Below are 14497 nucleotides of genomic sequence, written 5' to 3'. Positions count from 1 at the left end.
CGTTGATAAAAAAGGAATTTCTAAAATAACAAAGGGCTTCCAGAGAAGCCCTTTGCAGGTGTGCGGCGACGGTTTGCCGCCAGCGGCAACCGTGTTAACGCAGGTTGATGATGGTTTGCGTCACGGCGTTTTCGGTCTCGATGGTCTTGGCGTTGGCCTGGTAGTTACGCTGCGCCACGATCAGGTCGACCAGTTCGGTGGAAATGTCGACGTTGGACGACTCCAACGCACCGGCAGTCAACGAACCCAACGTGCCGGCACGCGGCGTACCGACCACCGGCTCGCCCGAATCCGCCGACTGAACCCACTGGGTTTTGCCGACTGGGGTCAGGCCTTGCACGTTGGCGAAGTTGGCCAGAATCACTTGGCCTTGAATCTTCGACTGGCCGTTGGTGTAACGGGCGAACACCTGGCCGGTGTCGTCAATTTCCAGCCCCGACAGCTGGCCGGTGGTGTAACCGTCCTGGGTGACCTTGTTCACCGCAAAGGTGCTGGACACTTGCGAAGAACCACGGATATCCAGGGTCACGGTTGGCGAAGCTGCCGCACCGTTGGCCGACCACACCGGCGGCGTGCCGCCGTCAGACTGGGCCGGTACCCAGCCGTTAATGCTGAGTTTGTTGTCGGCGAAAGTCAGGCCTGCCGTGGTGGGCGTCACGGTTGCCAGTTGGCCCGCGCCGTCGAAGGTCAGCGTGGCGCTCAGCGGCGCGGTGCTGGCAGGCGTCGCCGGCGTGGTGGTGGCCGGGGTCTGCGGATTGCGACCGTCGATCAGTACGTTCATGGTCCAGTTGTTGGCCACCGGTGGCGCCGCGCCTGGGTCAGCGTTGTTGATGAAGTACTGGGTCATGACGTGGGCGTTGCCCTGGGCGTCGTAAATGTTCACCGAAGTGGACGAGGTGTAGCTGGTGGGGTCCGAGGGGTCGAACGGCGTGGTGGTCGGCGCCTTGCTCGAGGAGTTCAGGTTGAAGCTCTGAGTGATGGCGGTGGTCGCACGCGGCGCCTGGTTGGCGGTTTGAATGCTCAGGTTGCCGACGATGCCGTTCTGCAGCTGGCCGTTGGCGTCTACCGAGTAGCCCTGCAGGTTGTAGCCGTTGTTGTCGACGATAAAGCCTTCTTTATCGGTACCGAAATAACCGGCACGGGTGTAGCTGATCGAACCATTGTTGCTGGTCACGAAAAAGCCGTTGCCGTTGATGCCCATGTCCAGGGCGTTTTCGGTGTAGTCGATGGTGCCTTGGTTGAACAGCTGCGCCACGTTGCCCAGCAACACGCCGCTGCCGATGGCGTTGCTGCTGGAGGCCAGCATCGACGAGGAATACAGGTCCTGGAACTCGGCACGGGACTGTTTAAAGCCCACGGTGCCGGCGTTGGCGATGTTGTTACCAGTGATATTCAGGTCACTGGAGGCGGCTTTGATACCGCTAAGTCCGATATTGAACGACATGGGATGCTCCTGAACGCCGGGTTGCCGGCAGTTATTGACCTATCACTTGAACTTTGGAAATGCCGATGCTGCCGAGCCCTGCGAGGTTGAGCAGCATTTCGCCGCCGTTGATCCCCAGGGTCACGCTGTCGACGTTGGCCGGCAGGCTGGTGCCCATGGCGACCTCTTTGCCGCCGACCGACGCCTTCGCTTCGAAACTGTATTTGCCAGGCGGCAACAGGTTGCCGCTTGAATCTTTGCCATCCCACATAAACGTGACCTGGCCGGTTTTCTGCTGCCCGAGGTTGACCCGTGCCACTTGCGAACCCTTGCTGTCGAGCACGTTGACGAACAGGTTGTCGGTGCCGCTGGTGAGGGCAATCGAGCCTTTGAACGTTTCCTTGGTGTCGACCATGGCGGTGTCGGTGGACAGGATCACTTTGCGGCCCACCAGCGACGAGGCTTGCAACGCCTGCGACGACTGGGTGCTGGAGAGGATGCTTTCCACGCTGGTGTTGAGGTTGTCCAGACTCTCCACCTGAGTGAACTGGGCCAACTGCGCCACGAATTCACTGTTGGTTTGTGGGTCCAGCGGGTTCTGGTTGTTCATTTGGGCTACCAGCAATTGCAGGAACTGATCCTTGCCGAGGGTCTTGTCCTGGGTACCAGTGTCCTTGATGGCGTACTGATCAAGGATCGATGACTGGTTGCTTACGCTATCGACGGCCATTTCTTACCCCTAAGTCCGGCTTACTGACCCAGGGTCAGCACCTTGGTCATCATTTGTTTGGCGGTATTCATCATTTCGGTATTGGTCTGGAACGCGCGGCTGGCGGAGATCATGTCGGCCATCTCTTCGACCACGTTGACGTTGGGGTAATAGACGTAGCCGTCCTTATCCGCCGCCGGGTGATTGGGTTCGTAGCGCGGTGTCAGGCTGCTCTGGTCTTCCACCACACCCATGACCTGCACGCCACGACCGGAGTTGTCCTGGTCGGCGAACAGCGAACCACGGTCGCCGTTCTGCTGCGCTTGCTGGTCGGTAAACACGGTGGCAAACACCGGATGACGAGCGCGGTAGGTTTTATCGACGCTGGAGGACACGGTCTCGGCGTTGGCAATGTTGCTGGAGATGGTGTTCAGGCGGGTGGTCTGAGCACTCATGCCGGTACCGGCGATATTGAACACACTGGAAAGGGACATGGCAGTGGTCTCCGTTATTCGCCGCGAATCGCAGCAACAAGGCCTTTGAATTTGGCGTTCAGCAGGGTGAAGCTGGCTTGGAACTGCACAGCGTTTTCTGCGTAATTGGATTGCTCGATTTGCTCGTCGACCGTGTTCTGGTCAATCGAGGGCTGCGTCGGCACGCGGTAGTTGAGGCCCGGGTCGGCAATGGCCATGCCTTCAGCGGCAATGTGGCCGGTGTTGGTGGTGGCCAGGGAAACCGGCGAGCGTTGGCTCTTTTCAGCCTGGGCGGCGAGCACCGAGGCGAAGTCCAGGTCGCGGGCTTTAAAGTTGGGGGTGTCTGCGTTGGCCAGGTTGTTGGCCAACACTTCGGCGCGTTGAGCGCGAAAGCCCAATGCCTTTTCGTGAATGCCGAGTGCTGAGTCGAAGCTGATGCTCATGTCTGCGAACCTTTGCCAATGGGCCAACGGGTTTTCTGTGCAAGACATTTAGCAAAGGCTGTGCCAACTAATTTAGTTCTTTAATTTCAAGGACTTACTTAGAATAGCAGCCAATTTTCCAGCGCAACCGGCAAGGCTTTTCCGCTGCCCGGCAATGGCAACGACGGCAAGAGGATGGAAATTTGCCGCTTGGGGGCAAACGCGCGGCAATAAAAAAGGAGGCACGTGGCCTCCCCGTTTCGGCATCGCTACGACGTTATTTAACCTTGTAGATGATGCCGGGACTGCACTGCACCATCTGATAGTGATCCGGCAGGCCGTTAAGCGCTTCGGATGCGCCGAGGAACAAATAGCCGCCCGGCTTCAAGGTGGCGTGGATGCGCAGCAGGATGTCTTTCTTCACTTCGGCGGAGAAGTAGATCAACACGTTGCGGCAGAACACGATGTCGAACTTGCCGAGGCTGGCGTAGCTGTCGAGCAGGTTCAGCGCGCGGAATTCGACACGGGTACGAATGGCAGGCTTGATCGCAAAGCGGCCGTTGCCTTTGGGGTCGAAGTAGCGCTGCAAACGTTCTTGAGACAAACCCCGACCAATCGCCAGGCTGTCGTACTCGCCCGATTTACAGGCTTGCAGCATGGCGCTGGATAGATCGGTGGCGACAATCTGCACGCCGCCTTTGAGCTGGCCCAGGTTGCTGCGCTCGAACTCGTCGGTGGCCATCGACAACGAATACGGCTCCTGCCCCGAGGAAGACGCCGCCGACCAGATGCGCAAGCGCGCGCTGGGGTTGGCTTTGAGCAACTCGGGATAGACGCGATTCTTTAATACTTCGAAGGGATAGGTGTCACGAAACCACAGGGTTTCGTTAGTGGTCATGGCATCAACCACCTGCTCGCGCAACCCGCCGCGCGGCGTGCTTTGCATGCGTTGCACCAGTTCACCGAGGGATTTGATGCTGTTCTGTTCCATCAGCTTGTTGAGCCGGCTGGAGACCAGGTATTGCTTGTTGGCCCCCAACACGATGCCACAGGCCTTTTCCAGGAAGATCCGGAACTGCTCAAAATCCACGTTACCTGAAGACACTAGCGCTGCCTCACCATACCTGTAGGTTTGCTAAAGGGCCGTGCGGCCCTCAGCTTCAATCTGAAACGTTAATGCGCTCAATCACGCGGTTGGCCAAATCGTCTGGCCGGAATTTGGCGAGGAAATCGTCGGCCCCCACCTTCTTCACCATAGCTTGGTTGAATACGCCCGACAGGGAAGTATGCAGGAGGATGTGCAGCTTCTGCATGCGCGAGTCCGCACGAATCTCCGCGGTCAGCGTGTAGCCATCCATTTCCGGCATTTCGATATCGGAAATCAGCATGATGAATTCGTCTTCCGGACGCTTGCCCTCGTCTGCCAACTTGCGCAGAAACTCCAGGGCCTGACGGCCATCGTTAAGCGCTGTCACTTCAACGCCCACAGACTGCAGACAACGGGTGACCTGCTTTCGTGCCACTGACGAGTCGTCAACGATCAGTACGTGTTTGGTCACCGCCTTGCCTTGCGTCTCGACGTCGATCACCCCAGCGGTGATGGCTTCGGAAATAGGCGCCACCTCGGCGAGGATTTTCTCCACGTCGATGATTTCCACCAGTTGCTGGTCCAGGTGGGTCACTGCCGTGAGGTAGTGATCGCGCCCGGTGCCCTTGGGTGGCGGATGGATTTCTTCCCAGTTCATGTTGACGATGCGTTCAACCGAGCGCACCAGAAAGCCCTGAACCTTGGTGTTGTATTCGGTGATGATCACGAAGCTGCTGTCCAGATCCGCCAGGCCCGCACGGCCGGTGGCCATGGACAAGTCAAGAATCGGAATGGTGCCGCCGCGAATGTTGGCCACCCCGCGAACCACCGGGCTGGATTTGGGCATGATGGTGAGCTTGGGGCACTGCAGCACCTCTTTCACCTTGAACACGTTGATGCCATACAACTGTTTGCTGTCCAGGCGGAATAACAACAGCTCCAGTCGGTTTTGCCCCACCAACTGCGTACGCTGGTTAACCGAGTCCATCACTCCGGCCATACCCTGCCCCTCATTAATATGTTGACCACCGTGCCCCCGCTTAGCCTAGCAGCCGGCACGGGCTTTGCTTTGTACCTGAGCATGAAACTGAAAACGCCACTTTCTCGACGCTTCTCTTTCCGGCCACTGCGGGCAGCCGGATCATGGCTGGCTTTGCTGGCGCTTGGCCACATTAACAGTGCAGCCGCTGACCTGACATTACCTGAACAACTTATCGGCGCAAGCCAAGGCTTTCTTGAGGTCACGGTTCAGGACTATTTAGAGCGTAGCGAAATCCAGGCGCGGCAAGAGATTCAAATTAATCGACTCGACCCGCGGTTGCAGCTGCCTCTATGCGACCAAGATTTGAGCGCGTCACTCGAAAGCCCGGCGCAGCCCGTTGGTCGGGTGACGGTGCGGATCCGCTGCGAGGGCTCCACGCCTTGGACAGTTTTCGTGCCCGCCCAGGTCAAGCTGTACCGCAAGGTGGTCATCGCGATTCGGCCATTAAAGCGCGGCGTGCAACTCAGCGAGGCAGATGTGGCGCTGGTGGAGCGGGATGTGGGCCTGCTGACGCAGGGTTACATGACCGATATGGGCCAGGTGCTGGGCACCACCCTGACGCGCGGGGTGATGACCGATCAAGTGCTGGCGCCGGTGACCATCGAGCAAGCCAAGGCAGTGAGCAAAAGCGACCAAGTAGTGATCAGCGCGAAAAAGGGCGGCATCAATGTGCGCATGCAAGGTGAAGCGCTATCGGACGGCGTGCTGGGCGAGCAAATTCGTGTGCGTAACCTCAGTTCCAAACGGGTGGTGAAAGCGCGAGTGGTGGGGCCAGGCCAAGTGGAAGTTGGCATGTAGCTGGATTTTTCCGGGCAATTTGCTGTCCGTTTTCATACACTGGCGCCCAGCTGGACGCAGCCAAAAGTCGGTGAAAAAAAATCCTAAAGTTTCTTCAACCAGCGCCGACAAGCTAGGCAAGCGTCCAAACACCGTAGAGGTTTTGCATCATGGTTATCGATATCAACCGGCTAAATAATGCCGCCGCGTCCACCAGCACTGGGCGTACCAACGCGTCCCAAACTGGCCGGAGCACTGATACCGCGAGCGCCACGCAACCCGTCGCGCCAGCTAACGCTGCCGAACAAAGCACCGCTAAAACCGGTGAGTCGGTTCAGCTCAGCCAACAAGCTCAGCAGCTGCAAAAAGTTACCGACAAACTTAGTGATCAACCGATTGTCGACAAAGAACGTGTGGCTCGCCTGAAACAGGCTGTGGCCGACGGCAGCTACCAAGTCGACAGCAAACGCGTAGCCAGTAAACTGCTCGATTTCGAATCCCAGCGTTAACCCGTCAGCGGGCGACTCTGGGGGTGTTGTTGGACGCCTAACTCCGAGAGTTCGCCATGCACGATACGACCCTGCTGCACCTGTTCAACGAAGACATCGGCACCGCCTCGCAGTTACTTGAACTGATCGACGCCGAATTCCAAGCCCTCACCGACCGCGACCTGCCTCGTCTGGAAAGCATTCTGGCCGACAAGCAACCCCTGCTCGCGGTGCTCGGCCAACACGGCGCCGAACGCAACAAGCTCCTCACCTCCCTCTCACTCCAAGCCGACCAAAGCGGCCTTAACGCCGTGGCCGAACAGTCGCCTGTGGGCGCCGAATTGCTGGCACGTGGGGCCGAGCTCAGTGCGCTGCTGGAACGCTGCCAGGCCGCCAACACGCGCAACGGCCGCTTGATTCGCGTGAACCAGGCCTCGGTCGGCGGCATGCTCGGCATTCTGCGCGGTAACGCCGACACGCCAGGGCTCTATGACAGTCGCGGTGGTGCCGCTAGAATCGGCCAGCAGCGCCCGCTCAGTCAGGCCTGACGAACTAATAACAAGGGGCAAGGGACGTACCGGCAGAATGCCAGTATGCTAGAACCCAACCTGGGTCGTGCCACCGTATTTTGCTCGGAGAATTCTGGACCGTGTCCAACCCCTTCGCCGCGGGTGATGGCCCGCAACCACCGAAAGTCCTGAAAGCTCCGCTGGAAGTTTTCGCGGCACTGCGCCCATTGGAAGAACACCGCGACCCGCTGATCATCACCTTTCACGAGCGCTCGCAGCGTTTCCAGACGTTCATCATTCAAATCAACCGCGAGCGCGGCGTGGTGGCGCTGGATGAAATGGTGCCCAACGATGGCGAACGTTTTCTGAAAGCCGGAGAAAGCTTTCGCATCGAAGGTTTCCACGACGGCGTGCGCATCGCTTGGGAATACACCCAACAGATTCAAGTCGGGCAGCTCGAAGGCTCCAACTGCTATTGGTGCCCGATGCCGACCGAAGTGCTCTATCACCAACGTCGCAACGCCTACCGCGCCCCGCTCAAGCAAGCTCAAGCGGTGAAGATCGAACTGAGCGGCGACCGCCTGAAAAGCCCCATCAAAGGTCATCTGCTCGACATCTCTGCCACCGGCTGCAAGCTGCGCTTTTCCGGCGACGCCAGCAAAGGCCTGCAGTCTGGCCAGGTGTACGAACGCCTGGTTGCGCAGCTGCCCTTCGGCGCGATGACCACGGCGGTGGAGCTGCGCCATCTGGTGTACGACGAAAAGCTCGACATGACCTTCGCCGGCATGCGCTTCCACCGCATGAACGGGCTGGAGCAACGTCAAATTGACCGCTTCGTGTACCAACTGCAACGCGAAGCCCGTCGCGACGACATCGACGACTGATACCCGCACAAGCAAAAACGCCACCCGATGAGGTGGCGTTTTTGTTGGCGGGCGAATGTCAGGTCGACTTGGTGTCCGCAGGGTCGTCGATGTCTGCCGGGGTTTGCGTTTGCATCTGGTCCTGAACGATGTGTTCGTCAACGCGCGGGTCCAGGGCCGCGACCAGGGGCGAGCTGGTCATGTTGTCCGGCATGGACATGTGATGCAGCGGCGCATCGTCTACTTGATGCAGGTTGGTAACGGCATCCGGACGAATGCGCAGCACCAGCACAGCAGCACAAAAGCACACGAAGGCGAACAGCATGTTCGGCCCGAACTGACGCATCAGCCCGCCCGCCACCAACGGCCCAACGCAAGCGCCAATGCCAAAGGTCACCAACAAGATCGCCGTCAGCGACACCCGCCGTTCCGCCTCGACGTGGTCGTTGGAAAACGCCACCGCCAGTGGATACAGGCTGAACTGCAACACGCTCAAGGCGAAGCCAATCGGCAGCAACACGTCCAGTGAGACACTGGGCATTACCGCCAACGGCAACGCCGCCAGTACCAGCAGCAAGGCGCAGCCGCGAATCAGCACCGCGCGGTTGTGGCGATCAGACAACCACCCCAACGGCCACTGCACCACCAGCGCGGCGAACACACAGCAACCCATGAACAAACCGACCTGCTCGTTGCTCAGGCCTTGCCGCGCGGCATACAACGGCGCCAAGCCGTAAAACGAGCCGATGATCAGCCCCGACACCAACGTGGTCTGCAACGATTGCGGCACGCGCTCGATAAAAAAGCGCGGCTCCAGCGGTGCCGGGCGCATTGGCGCAGGGTGAATTTTCCGTGTGATAGCCACCGGCACCAGGCACAGCGAGAAACACAGCGCCACCAGAATCAACAGCTCAAGCCCCAGCGCCGGGTGAACAATCAGCACCAACTGGCCGAGCACCAACCCCAGGTACGACGCAATCATGTAGCCCGAAAACACCAACCCGCGCTGACTGGCTTCGGCCTGCTCGTTGAGCCAGCTTTCGATGACCATGTACTGACACATCATGCCAACGCCGACGATGGCCCGCAGTACCGTCCAGGCCGGCAGCCAATCGAGCAGACCATGGCCCAACACCGCAGCGGTGACGATGCCGGCACACGACACATACGCGCGAATATGCCCCACGCGTGCGATCAGGCGATGGCCGATTTTGCCGCCAAGCACCAGGCCAAAGTAGTACGCCGCCATCAAGGCGCCGACCCACAGCGAATCGACTTTGTCGGCCGCCAGGCGCAGGCCCAAATAAGTGCTTAACAAACCCGAGCCGATCAGCATCAGCAGGCTGGCGAAGTAAAGCGCTCGAAAAGACTTCCAGATTCGACGCATCGGCTTTCCGAACGGCTCCTTGAATAGAGGCCGGACCCCAGCGGTCCGGCACGGTGACACTTACGCTTGGGCTGCCAACACGCGGCGTTCCCACGGGGTGATTTCGTCGTAGAAGCTCGAGAGTTCCAACGTCTTGGTAGCAATGTAGCCGTCAATGAACTCATTGCCGAATAGCTCGCGCGCCAGCGTGCTGCGTTGCAGACGGTCTATCGCAGCGTGCATCGTAGACGGCAGCCGCAAGGCATCGGGCACCTCAAACTCGCCTTGAATAGCCTCGCTCGGTTGCAGCTCCCGCTCCATGCCATATAAGCCCGCCGCCAAGCTTGCCGCCAGCGCCAGATACGGATTGGCATCGGCGCCCGGCAGACGGTTTTCGACCCGACGTGCCACCGGCGAACTGGCCGGAATACGCAAGCCGGCAGCGCGGTTGTCGTGCGACCAGCAGGCGTTGTTCGGCGATGCGTAGGGATGGAAAAGGCGCTGGTAGGAATTCACGTTCGGCGCAAACAGCAAGGTGAAATCGGCCATGGCCGCTTGTTGGCCTGCGATGAAGTGCAAGAACGCCGGCGTCGCTTCGCCATGTTCGTCGCTGAAAATATTCTGCCCACTGCCCTGCTCTACCACGCTCTGATGGATATGCATCGAACTGCCCGGCGTATGGGCCAGCGGCTTGGCCATGCACACCACGATCACGCCGTGCTTAAGCCCCACTTCCTTCAGCAGATGTTTGAACAGGAAGGTTTGGTCGGCCAGCAGCAGCGGATCGCCGTGCAGCAGATTGATCTCGAATTGGCTGACGCCCATCTCGTGCATAAAGGTGTCGCGCGGCAAACCCAGGGCCGCCATGCAGCGATACACCTCGTTGAAAAACGGCCGCAAGCCGTTGTTCGACGACACGCCAAAGGCTGAGCAGCCATCTTCACGACGACCATCCAGCCCAAGCGGCGGCTGGAACGGTTGCTGCGGATCGGCATTGGCCGCGAATACGAAAAACTCCAGTTCGGTGGCGACCACCGGCGAGAGACCGCGCGCGGCGTAATTGCGCAGCACCCGCTTGAGCAGCCCGCGCGTGGAAAGGCCGGAGCTGCTGCCGTCCAGTTCATCAGCGTCACAAATGGCCAGCGCGCGGGGCACGTCGCTCCAGGGCAGACGGTGAATTTGCGTAGGGTCGGCGTTTAGCGCCAGGTCGCCGTCGTCGCCACCGTAAAACGGCGCGGGCGGATAGCCGCCCATGATGCATTGCAGCAACACCCCTCGCGCCAGTTGCAGCCGGCGCCCCTCCAGGAAGCCAGCGGCGGTCATCACTTTTCCGCGCGGCACGCCGTTGAGGTCAGGGGTTACGCATTCAATTTCGTCGATGCCGGCCAAGTGCGCGGCCAGTGAACTGGGGCCATCAGTACTCATAACGTCTTGTCCTTATTAGAGCCATCACGCATGGGAGCGCGGGCGCGTACAAAATACGCATCGGCTGTTCAGGATTTCAAGCAGCGAGCACAGATAAACCGCCGCAGTGGCCGGCGAGAACGAACAGAAGGGAAAACAGAAAGCAGAGATGGTGTCCCCTGCTGGAGTCGAACCAGCATCTAGCCCTTAGGAGGGGCTTATTCTATCCATTGAACTAAGGAGACAAACCGAGCCAGCCGGCAGAGTAGCCGACCGGCCGGCATGTTAACGGCGGGCAGGGGTTTTGTCATGTATTTGCCGGGCGCAAAAGCGCCGCTGCGTGACGTCTTACACGCAGCGGCGCGAAGGCCTATCAGGCCGCTGCCACGTAAAGCGGCGACGACTCGCTGCTCTCGTCGCGCAGTGATCGGCGTAGCTCTTCAGCCTGCCGCGCCACAGCCAGCAGCGCTTGATCCTTCACGTGACCATAACCACGGATACGTTCCGGCACCCGCGCCAGCGCCAAGGCGCTATGGCGTTTTGCTTCGTTGATTCGCTCAAGAATCAGCGCAACATCCGCTTCGTAGTGGCCGATCAGCTCGCGCTCCGTGCGCCGTTCGTGGCTGTAGGCAAACGGATCGAACCGCGTGCCGCGCAGGAATTTGAATCGCGCCAATACGGCAAACGCCTGCAACATCCACGGCCCGAAACTACGCTTGCGCAGCTCGCCCGTACGCGCATCGCGCTTGCTCAGCCACGACGGCGCCAGGTGGAACTGCAAGCGGTAATCGCCTTCGAACTGCGCTGCCAACTGACGAGTGAAGTCGCCATTGCTGTACAGGCGCGCCACTTCGTATTCGTCCTTGTAAGCCAGCAGTTTGAAATAGTTGAAGGCAACCGCCTCAGTCAGCGCCAGCGGCTGGCCGGGGAACAGGCGAGATTCAGTAGCGCGCACGTGACTCAGCAATGCCAGGTAACGGTCGGCATAGGCGTCGTCCTGATACGCGCGCAAATTCGCCGCGTTTCGCTCGATACGTTGCTCCAAGGTCAGTTCTTTTTCGGCCAACTGCGCCGCGGCATCGGGCTTGGCGAGCGCCTTGACGGCGTCCGGCGAGTGCGCCGCGCGACGCCCCCACAAAAATGCCTGTTGATTCAGCGCCACGGCGACCGCATTGAGTTCGATAGCCTGATTGATCGCTTCTGCGCTCACCGGCACCAGCCCCAGTTGATAGGCGTACCCCAACATAAAGAGGTTGGTGGCAATGCTGTCGCCGAGCAGGCCGGTGGCCAATTCAGTGGCTTCGACAAAATGGGTTTTGCTGCCGCCCACCGCCTCGACAATTGCCTGCTGCATCGCCGCGCCCGGGAATTCAGCGTTGGGGTTGCGGGTGAATTCGGCGGTCGCTGCTTCATGGCTATTCACCACGGCGTGGGCAATTTGCTCGTTCAGCTTGGCCAACGCTTCTTCACTGGCGGCTACCACCAAGTCGCATCCCAGCAGCAGGTCGGTTTCGCCAGCGGCGATGCGCACGGCATAGATGTCGTCTTGCTTGGCGGCAATGCGGATGTGGGTAATCACTGGCCCAAACTTCTGCGCCAACCCCGCTTGATCCAGCACGCTGCAGCCCTTGCCTTCCAAGTGCGCGGCCATGCCCAGCAAGGCGCCGACCGTCGTGACGCCGCTGCCGCCAACGCCCGGCAATAGGATGTTGTAAGGGCGCTCCAAGGTCGGCTGAACCGGCTCGGGCACTGCGGCGAACTCTGCGCCGTGGCCGAGCGCTTCCGGCTTACGCAAGCGGCCGCCATGCACGGTGACAAAGCTCGGGCAGAAGCCATCCACGCACGTGAAGTCCTTGTTGCAGGAATTCTGGTCGATCTCGCGTTTACGCCCTTGCGCGGTTTCCAGCGGGAGCACCGACAGGCAGTTCGACTTCACGCTGCAATCACCACAGCCCTCACACACGGCCGGGTTGATGAAGGCGCGCTTGGCCGGGTCAACCAACTTGCCGCGTTTGCGCCGCCGGCGTTTTTCGGTCGCGCAGGTTTGGTCATAGATGATCACCGAAGTGCCTTTGAACTCGCGGAGCTCACGCTGCACCGCATCCAGTTCGCGACGATGGTGGAACGTAACGATGGGCGCAAAGGTGGTGCGGGTTGGGTATTTGTCTGGCTCGTCGGACACCAGCGCAATGCGTTTAACGCCTTCGGAGAACAGTTGCTGGCTGAGCTGATCGACGCGCAACTCACCGTCAATAGGCTGGCCGCCGGTCATGGCGACCGCGTCGTTGTAGAGAATTTTGTAGGTGATATTCACGCCGGCGGCGACCGCTGCCCGCACCGCCAGTTGGCCGGAGTGGAAGTAAGTGCCGTCGCCCAGATTCTGGAAAATATGCGGCGTGTCGGTGAACGGCGCCTGGCCGATCCATGTCGCGCCTTCGCCGCCCATCTGCGTGAAAGTATCGGTGTTGCGGTCCATCCACTGCGTCATGTAATGACAGCCGATGCCGCCTTGGGCGCGACTGCCGTCCGGCACTTTCGTCGAGGTGTTGTGCGGGCAGCCGGAACAGAAATGCGGGGTGCGAACGGTTTTGTGCTTTGGCGCGGCCAGGGCCTTTTCCTTGGCGGCCAGAAAAGCCAGGCGTGATTCGATTTGCTCGCTGGAGTAAATCGGCGCCAGGCGTTTGGCAATCGCGCGGGCGATCATAGCGGGCGTCAGCTCGCTGAGGTTCGGCAACAGGGAAACGCCCTGCTCGTCAAACTCCCCCACCACGCGGGGGCGTTTGTCGACCGGCCAGTTGTAAAGCTGCCCGGTGAGCTGGTCCTCAATGATGCTGCGCTTCTCTTCGACCACCAGAATCTCGTCCAAGCCTTGCGCGAACTCATGCACCGACACGGGCTCAAGCGGCCAGCTCATACCGACTTTGAGCACCCGCAGGCCGACTTGCGCGCAGAGCTCGTCGTCCAGACCGAGGTCTACCAGCGCCTGGCGTACGTCGAGGTAAGACTTGCCGGTGGTGATGATGCCCAGGCGCGGATTGGGGGAGTCGAGCTTCACCTGGTTGAGGTTGTTGGCCAGCGCAAATGCGCGGGCGGCGTAAATTTTGTAGGTGTTGAGGCGCTTTTCCTGAACCAGGGGCGGGTCCGGCCAGCGGATGTGCACACCGTCTTCGGGCAACTGGAAGTCGGTGGGTAACTGGACTTGAACACGCAGCGGGTCGACATCAACAACGGCCGAGGAATCGACATTCTCGGCGATGGTTTTCAGCGCCACCCAACAGCCGCTGTAGCGCGAGAGTTCCCAGCCGAGGATGCCGTAATCGAGAATTTCCTGAACATTGGCGGGGTTGAGCACCGGAATCGACGCTGCGATAAAGGCGTGCTCGCTCTGGTTGGCGATACTCGATGATTTGCAGCCATGGTCGTCGCCGGCCAGCAATAGCACCCCGCCATGAGCCGAGACGCCGGCGGAGTTGCCGTGTTTGAACACATCGCCGCAACGATCGACGCCCGGCCCTTTGCCGTACCACATGGCGAACACACCGTCGTAACGCGCGCCGGGAAACAAGGACGTTTGCTGACTGCCCCATACGGCCGTAGCCGCCAGCTCTTCGTTAACGCCGGGCTGGAAGTGAATGTGGTTGTCTTGCAGAAAGGTTTTGGCTTCCCACAGGCTTTTATCGAGGTTGCCTAACGGCGAGCCGCGGTAACCGGAAATAAAGCAGGCGGTGTTGAGACCATGAGCGCTGTCGCGCTGTTTTTGCAGCATCGGCAGGCGGGTGAGCGCCTGAGTGCCGGTGAGGTAAAGATGACCGGTTGCGAGTCGGTACTTGTCATCCAGGCGGATCTCGGCCAGAGACATAGCGGGCGCTCCTGTTATTTTTATGGCGACCTGAGCGGCTACGGTAAAGCCACCCTACTGGGCTCACGGCAGGAT

The 14497-nt window shown here is 59.9% G+C and carries 13 protein-coding genes and 1 tRNA gene; 4 read left to right on the top strand and 10 right to left on the bottom strand.

Features of this window, described 5'->3' with window-relative positions; genetic code table 11:
* Positions 1-94: 94 nt before the first annotated feature.
* The 6 genes from flgE to ACZZZU_RS21175 form a co-directional block, all read right to left on the bottom strand.
* The gene (gene flgE, locus ACZZZU_RS21200) at positions 95-1444 is read right to left on the bottom strand and encodes a flagellar hook protein FlgE (protein WP_463382057.1); all 1350 of its coding nucleotides are present in this window, start codon (positions 1442-1444) and stop codon (positions 95-97) included.
* A 31-nt stretch (positions 1445-1475) separates the two neighbouring features.
* A complete protein-coding gene (locus ACZZZU_RS21195; protein ID WP_463382056.1) occupies positions 1476-2153 on the bottom strand; it encodes a flagellar hook assembly protein FlgD in 678 nt (225 codons plus the stop codon).
* A 20-nt stretch (positions 2154-2173) separates the two neighbouring features.
* Complete coding sequence (gene flgC / locus ACZZZU_RS21190; RefSeq protein WP_122492543.1) at positions 2174-2626, bottom strand: flagellar basal body rod protein FlgC; 453 nt, start codon at positions 2624-2626, stop codon at positions 2174-2176.
* Between the two features lie 14 nt (positions 2627-2640).
* A complete protein-coding gene (gene flgB, locus ACZZZU_RS21185; RefSeq protein WP_463551731.1) occupies positions 2641-3048 on the bottom strand; it encodes a flagellar basal body rod protein FlgB in 408 nt (135 codons plus the stop codon).
* A gap of 256 nt (positions 3049-3304) precedes the next feature.
* Complete coding sequence (gene cheR, locus ACZZZU_RS21180; protein ID WP_122492545.1) at positions 3305-4132, bottom strand: protein-glutamate O-methyltransferase CheR; 828 nt, start codon at positions 4130-4132, stop codon at positions 3305-3307.
* A 55-nt stretch (positions 4133-4187) separates the two neighbouring features.
* Entirely contained in the window at positions 4188-5114 is a 927-nt protein-coding gene (locus tag ACZZZU_RS21175) for a chemotaxis protein CheV (RefSeq protein WP_122451779.1), read from the bottom strand.
* 81 nt (positions 5115-5195) lie between these two features.
* Between ACZZZU_RS21175 and flgA the strand changes: the two genes are divergently transcribed.
* The 4 genes from flgA (at position 5196) to ACZZZU_RS21155 (ending at position 7814) form a co-directional block, all read left to right on the top strand.
* Positions 5196-5954 (top strand): flagellar basal body P-ring formation chaperone FlgA, encoded by a 759-nt coding sequence (gene flgA, locus ACZZZU_RS21170; protein ID WP_463551730.1) that lies wholly within the window; start codon positions 5196-5198, stop codon positions 5952-5954.
* 149 nt (positions 5955-6103) lie between these two features.
* Positions 6104-6442 (top strand): flagellar biosynthesis anti-sigma factor FlgM, encoded by a 339-nt coding sequence (flgM, locus tag ACZZZU_RS21165; RefSeq protein ID WP_122492547.1) that lies wholly within the window; start codon positions 6104-6106, stop codon positions 6440-6442.
* 56 nt (positions 6443-6498) lie between these two features.
* Positions 6499-6969: a flagellar protein FlgN gene (locus tag ACZZZU_RS21160; RefSeq protein WP_122492548.1), complete on the top strand. Its 471-nt coding sequence runs from the start codon at positions 6499-6501 to the stop codon at positions 6967-6969.
* A gap of 101 nt (positions 6970-7070) precedes the next feature.
* A complete protein-coding gene (locus tag ACZZZU_RS21155; RefSeq protein WP_122492549.1) occupies positions 7071-7814 on the top strand; it encodes a flagellar brake protein in 744 nt (247 codons plus the stop codon).
* Positions 7815-7872: 58 nt separating this feature from the next.
* Here ACZZZU_RS21155 and ACZZZU_RS21150 read toward each other — a convergent pair whose 3' ends face one another.
* The 4 genes from ACZZZU_RS21150 to ACZZZU_RS21135 all read right to left on the bottom strand — a co-directional run bounded on the left by ACZZZU_RS21150 (position 7873) and on the right by ACZZZU_RS21135 (position 14422).
* Complete coding sequence (locus ACZZZU_RS21150; protein ID WP_122492550.1) at positions 7873-9180, bottom strand: MFS transporter; 1308 nt, start codon at positions 9178-9180, stop codon at positions 7873-7875.
* A gap of 60 nt (positions 9181-9240) precedes the next feature.
* Positions 9241-10482, bottom strand: coding sequence for a glutamine synthetase family protein (locus ACZZZU_RS21145; RefSeq protein WP_463552170.1), 1242 nt, complete (start codon positions 10480-10482; stop codon positions 9241-9243).
* Between the two features lie 251 nt (positions 10483-10733).
* Positions 10734-10808: transfer RNA gene (locus tag ACZZZU_RS21140), tRNA-Arg, on the bottom strand.
* 128 nt (positions 10809-10936) lie between these two features.
* Positions 10937-14422: an indolepyruvate ferredoxin oxidoreductase family protein gene (locus tag ACZZZU_RS21135; RefSeq protein ID WP_463551729.1), complete on the bottom strand. Its 3486-nt coding sequence runs from the start codon at positions 14420-14422 to the stop codon at positions 10937-10939.
* Between the last annotated feature and the right edge of the window lie 75 nt (positions 14423-14497).

The sequence above is a fragment of the Pseudomonas sp. AC136 genome, assembly GCF_979258585.1.
This window is presented reverse-complemented; position numbering and strand designations above follow the sequence as displayed.

Bases quoted from the DNA above. Each gene is read 5' to 3' on its own strand.
- flgA (WP_463551730.1), top strand. From the start codon at position 5,196: ATGAAACTGAAAACGCCACTTTCTCGACGCTTCTCTTTCCGGCCACTG.
- ACZZZU_RS21150 (WP_122492550.1), bottom strand. From the start codon at position 9,180: ATGCGTCGAATCTGGAAGTCTTTTCGAGCGCTTTACTTCGCCAGCCTG.
- ACZZZU_RS21175 (WP_122451779.1), bottom strand. From the start codon at position 5,114: ATGGCCGGAGTGATGGACTCGGTTAACCAGCGTACGCAGTTGGTGGGG.
- ACZZZU_RS21145 (WP_463552170.1), bottom strand. From the start codon at position 10,482: ATGACCGCCGCTGGCTTCCTGGAGGGGCGCCGGCTGCAACTGGCGCGA.
- ACZZZU_RS21135 (WP_463551729.1), bottom strand. From the start codon at position 14,422: ATGTCTCTGGCCGAGATCCGCCTGGATGACAAGTACCGACTCGCAACC.
- flgB (WP_463551731.1), bottom strand. From the start codon at position 3,048: ATGAGCATCAGCTTCGACTCAGCACTCGGCATTCACGAAAAGGCATTG.
- flgM (WP_122492547.1), top strand. From the start codon at position 6,104: ATGGTTATCGATATCAACCGGCTAAATAATGCCGCCGCGTCCACCAGC.
- ACZZZU_RS21195 (WP_463382056.1), bottom strand. From the start codon at position 2,153: ATGGCCGTCGATAGCGTAAGCAACCAGTCATCGATCCTTGATCAGTAC.
- ACZZZU_RS21160 (WP_122492548.1), top strand. From the start codon at position 6,499: ATGCACGATACGACCCTGCTGCACCTGTTCAACGAAGACATCGGCACC.
- flgE (WP_463382057.1), bottom strand. From the start codon at position 1,444: ATGTCGTTCAATATCGGACTTAGCGGTATCAAAGCCGCCTCCAGTGAC.
- flgC (WP_122492543.1), bottom strand. From the start codon at position 2,626: ATGTCCCTTTCCAGTGTGTTCAATATCGCCGGTACCGGCATGAGTGCT.